This is a genomic window from Bradyrhizobium sp. (assembly GCF_019244115.1).
Lineage (GTDB): Bacteria > Pseudomonadota > Alphaproteobacteria > Rhizobiales > Xanthobacteraceae > Bradyrhizobium.
Genome location: NZ_JAFATE010000906.1, coordinates 1 through 4,082 on the forward strand (window position 1 = coordinate 1; position 4,082 = coordinate 4,082).

At 63.3% G+C, this 4,082-nt stretch carries 4 protein-coding genes; all 4 read left to right on the forward strand.

The annotated features are described in order from the left end of the window. Nucleotides 1-1,391 (forward strand): tRNA uridine-5-carboxymethylaminomethyl(34) synthesis enzyme MnmG (gene mnmG / locus JOZ76_RS37605; RefSeq protein ID WP_291706422.1); only part of this gene is annotated, 1,391 nt, incomplete at its 5' end. A gap of 217 nt (nt 1,392-1,608) precedes the next feature. Beyond that, a complete protein-coding gene (gene rsmG, locus JOZ76_RS37610) occupies nt 1,609-2,211 on the forward strand; it encodes a 16S rRNA (guanine(527)-N(7))-methyltransferase RsmG (protein ID WP_291706425.1) in 603 nt (200 codons plus the stop codon). Between the two features lie 28 nt (nt 2,212-2,239). Continuing rightward, the gene (locus JOZ76_RS37615) at nt 2,240-3,091 is read left to right on the forward strand and encodes a ParA family protein (RefSeq protein WP_291706423.1); all 852 of its coding nucleotides are present in this window, start codon (nt 2,240-2,242) and stop codon (nt 3,089-3,091) included. 198 nt (nt 3,092-3,289) lie between these two features. Further along, the coding region (locus tag JOZ76_RS37620) for a ParB/RepB/Spo0J family partition protein (RefSeq protein WP_291706424.1) at nt 3,290-4,082 on the forward strand (793 nt) is incomplete at its 3' end.

Sequence of the window (4,082 nt, forward strand, 5' to 3'; positions counted from 1 at the left end):
AGAATTGGCCGGCCGGCCGGGTTGGCGAGGCTCCTGCGATGGGTCTTTCGAAGTCCTTTGAGCGCGCCGGATTTGTCCTCGGACGGCTCAAGACCGGCACGCCGCCACGCCTGGACGGCACGACGATCGACTGGGCCAGCGTCGAGATGCAGCCCGGGGATGATCCGCCCGAACCCTTCTCCGTCCTGACTGAGCGCATCACGACGCCCCAGATTCAGTGCGGCATCACCCGGACCACGGCCGCCACGCACGATCTGATCCGGGCCAATGTCCATCGCTCGCCGATATATTCCGGGCAGATCAAGAGCACCGGCCCGCGCTACTGTCCCTCGGTCGAGGACAAGATCATCCGCTTCGGCGATCGCGACGGTCACCAGATTTTTCTGGAGCCGGAGGGACTGGAGGACAGCACGGTCTATCCGAACGGGATCTCGACCTCGTTGCCGGAGGAGGTCCAGCTCGGCATCGTCGCGACCATTCCCGGCCTCGAAAAGGCGCGGATGATCCGGCCCGGCTACGCCATCGAATACGACCACGTCGATCCGCGCGAGCTCGATCCGACCCTGCAGACCAAGCGGCTGCCGCGGCTCTTCCTGGCCGGACAGATCAATGGCACGACCGGATATGAAGAGGCCGCGGCGCAGGGCATCGTGGCCGGGATCAATGCGGCACTCGTCGCTGGCGGCACGGTTCCAATCGTGTTCGACCGGGCCGATGGCTATCTCGGTGTCATGATCGATGATCTTGTCACGCGCGGGATCACCGAACCCTATCGGATGTTCACCTCGCGCGCCGAGTATCGGCTCACGCTGCGGGCCGACAATGCCGACCAGCGCCTGACTGACAAGGGCATCGCACTCGGCTGCGTCGGCGCCGCTCGGAACGAGAGGCACCGGGCCAAGATGGCTGCGCTGGATGCCGCAAAGGTGCTGGCAAAGTCGTTGAACCTCACACCCACCGAAGCTGCGCGGTACGGCCTGTCCCTGAACAAGGATGGTCAGCGTCGCTCGGCCTTTGAGCTCCTCGCCTATCCCGAGATCGGCTGGGCCCAGGTGCGTTCGATCTGGCCGGAGCTATCGGCCATCGAACCAGGCATCGCCGGCCATCTCGAGATCGAGGCCAAATACGACGTCTATGCCCGGCGGCAGGCGACTGATGTCGAGGCTTTCCGCCGGGATGAAGGGCTGGTTCTCAGTGATGTGGACTATGGCCTGGTGCCGGGTCTGTCGAACGAAGTCCGGGCCAAGCTGACAGCGGCGCGGCCATGGACCGTGGGGCAGGCGAGCCGAATTGACGGAATGACACCGGCGGCGCTTGGGATTCTCGCAGCGTATTTGCGGCGGGAAGCGCGACGCAAGTCATCGGTGGCGGGTAAAGGGCGTTTCACGTGAAACAAGCCAGACTTCGCTCCGGCTCTCTGGGACCCTTCAGGCGTCCGGAGGTCGAACTCCGGCTTGATCGCTGGAGCGTGCGGTGAGTGCTACTAAAACGCCCTCCCGCTCGGCGCCGCGAATCGAAAAAGCCGATACCGGTCAGAATGGGAGACTCACCTCTGGGGCTGGAGAGGCGTCTCTAGAGACCGCAGCCGACAAATCCGCCGCACTCGCGCTGACGCCCGTTTCACATGAAACAGAGCAGCGCCTCGACCGGTTCATTGACCTGCTCGGCCAGTGGCAGAGCAAGACCAATCTTGTCGCGCCATCGACGCTCCCTCATCTCTGGACCCGACACGTCTCTGACTCGCTGCAGCTGCTCGAGCTGCAGCCGGCCGCGCGACGCTGGATGGACCTCGGCAGCGGCGGGGGTTTTCCCGGTGTGGTGCTGGCTTGCGCCCTGGCCGAACGACGCGGCGCAGTGGTCCATCTGGTCGAGCGCAATGTCAAGAAGGCCGCTTTTCTGCGCGAAGCGATTCGCGTGACATCATCGCCAGGCGTCGTGCATTTGTCGGAGATCGGGAATATTGTGGATACGATCGAAGACCGAATCGATTGCGTGACCGCTCGGGCGCTCGCTCCGTTAAACTTGTTGCTCGGCTTTGCGGAGCCGCTTGTCAGAAAGGGCGCAAAAGCGCTGTTTCTGAAGGGCCAAGATGTTGACGCAGAGTTGACCGAAGCCACTAAGTATTGGACTATTCGAACGCTTCTCCATTCCAGCCGCACCGGCGGAGGAGGCTGGATCGTCGAGGTAGACCGGATCGAACGGCGATCTTAAATCCAGGACAAACCATTGGCGACCTGTCATGACTGTAATTGATCAGCTTTATCAAGGAGGTAGCGTGTCGCCGCCGGATGGTCGTCCGCGCATCCTGGCGCTTGCAAACCAGAAGGGCGGCGTTGGCAAGACCACGACCGCGATCAATCTCGGGACGGCACTGGCCGCGATCGGCGAGCGCGTGCTGATCGTCGATCTCGATCCCCAGGGCAACGCCTCGACCGGGCTCGGTATCGACCGGCGCAATCGCAACTGCTCGACCTATGACGTGCTGATCGGCGAGGCGAATTTGCGCGAGGCGGTGGTCGCAACCGCCGTACCGCGTCTGCACATCGCCTCCTCGACCATGGATCTTTCCGGTCTCGAACTTGAGCTTGGCGCGACGGCGGGACGCGCATTCCGTCTGCGCGATGCAATCGCGGGCGTGAACGAGAAGGTCGAGCCAGGCAACGACTATACTTATGTGCTCGTCGACTGTCCGCCGTCGCTGAACCTGCTCACCGTCAATGCGATGGCTGCGTCCGATGCGATCCTGGTGCCGCTGCAGTGCGAGTTCTTCGCGCTCGAAGGTCTGTCGCAACTTTTGCAGACCGTGGAGCAGGTGCGCTCCACGCTCAATCCGAATCTGTCGATCCACGGCATCGTGCTGACCATGTTCGACTCGCGCAACAACCTGTCGAACCAGGTCGTCGCCGACGTGCGCCAGTTCATGGGCAGCAAGGTCTACAACACCATGATCCCGCGCAATGTGCGCATTTCGGAAGCGCCATCCTACGGCAAGCCGGTGCTGGTCTATGATCTTCGCTGCGTCGGCAGCGAAGCCTATCTGAAGCTCGCCACCGAGGTGATCCAGCGCGAGCGCGAACTGCGCACACATTAATCGCCGCCACGTCGTTCCGGACCGCACAGCAAATCGATCCGGATTCCTCAACCATGATACACCTGTCGCACCAGCTATCCCGGATCATCAGCTCCCGCATGAAACTGGAATCAGTTTTGCTGCGGCGCAGGCGGTGCACGGGAAATGCGACAGAAGCAAGTACAGGAGCGCGTCACTTTGAGTCCAAAGGAGTCGGCGATGGCTGACGAAGCGCGTTCGCGTCTGGGCAGGGGGCTTGCGAGCCTGATCGGCGATGTCGGCCGTGAGGCCCAGCATGTCGAGCGGCCGCGCAATCAGCGCAAGGTGCCGATCGAATTCTTGAAGCCCAATCCGCGCAATCCGCGGCGCACCTTTTCCGATGCCGAGCTCGGCGAACTCACCGCGTCGATCAAGCAGCACGGTGTGATTCAACCGATCGTAGTGCGGCCGGTGAAGGGCGCGCAGGATCGTTTCGAGATCATCGCGGGCGAGCGGCGCTGGCGCGCCTCGCAGGCCGCCGGTCTGCACGAGGTGCCGATCGTGCCGGTCGACGTCTCCGACAGTGACGCACTGGAGATCGCGATCGTCGAGAACGTGCAGCGCGAAGATCTCAACCCGCTGGAAGAGGCGCAGGGCTATCACGCGCTCGCGAACGAGTTCAACCGCAGCCAGGAAGACATCGCAAAGATCGTCGGCAAGAGCCGCAGCCACATCGCCAACACGATGCGGCTGACGAAACTGCCGGCCGAGGTGCAAGCCCTGATCGCGTCAGGCCAGTTGTCGGCCGGACACGCGCGCGCACTGATCGGCGTGCCGGATCCGCTCGCCGCCGCCAAGAAGATCGTGGAGGAGGGGCTCAACGTTCGTCAGGCCGAGCAGCTCGCGCATGTCGAGGGCGTACCGGAACGCAAGCCGCAGAAGCCACGCGGCGCCGCCACCAAGACGAAGGACGCCGACACGGCCGCGCTGGAGAAACGGGTGAGCGATGCGCTCGGGCTTGCCGTGGCCATCA

What these genes read in the sequence shown, in the direction of transcription:
- JOZ76_RS37615 (WP_291706423.1), top strand. Translation starts at nt 2,240, where the DNA reads ATGACTGTAATTGATCAGCTTTATCAAGGAGGTAGCGTGTCGCCGCCG.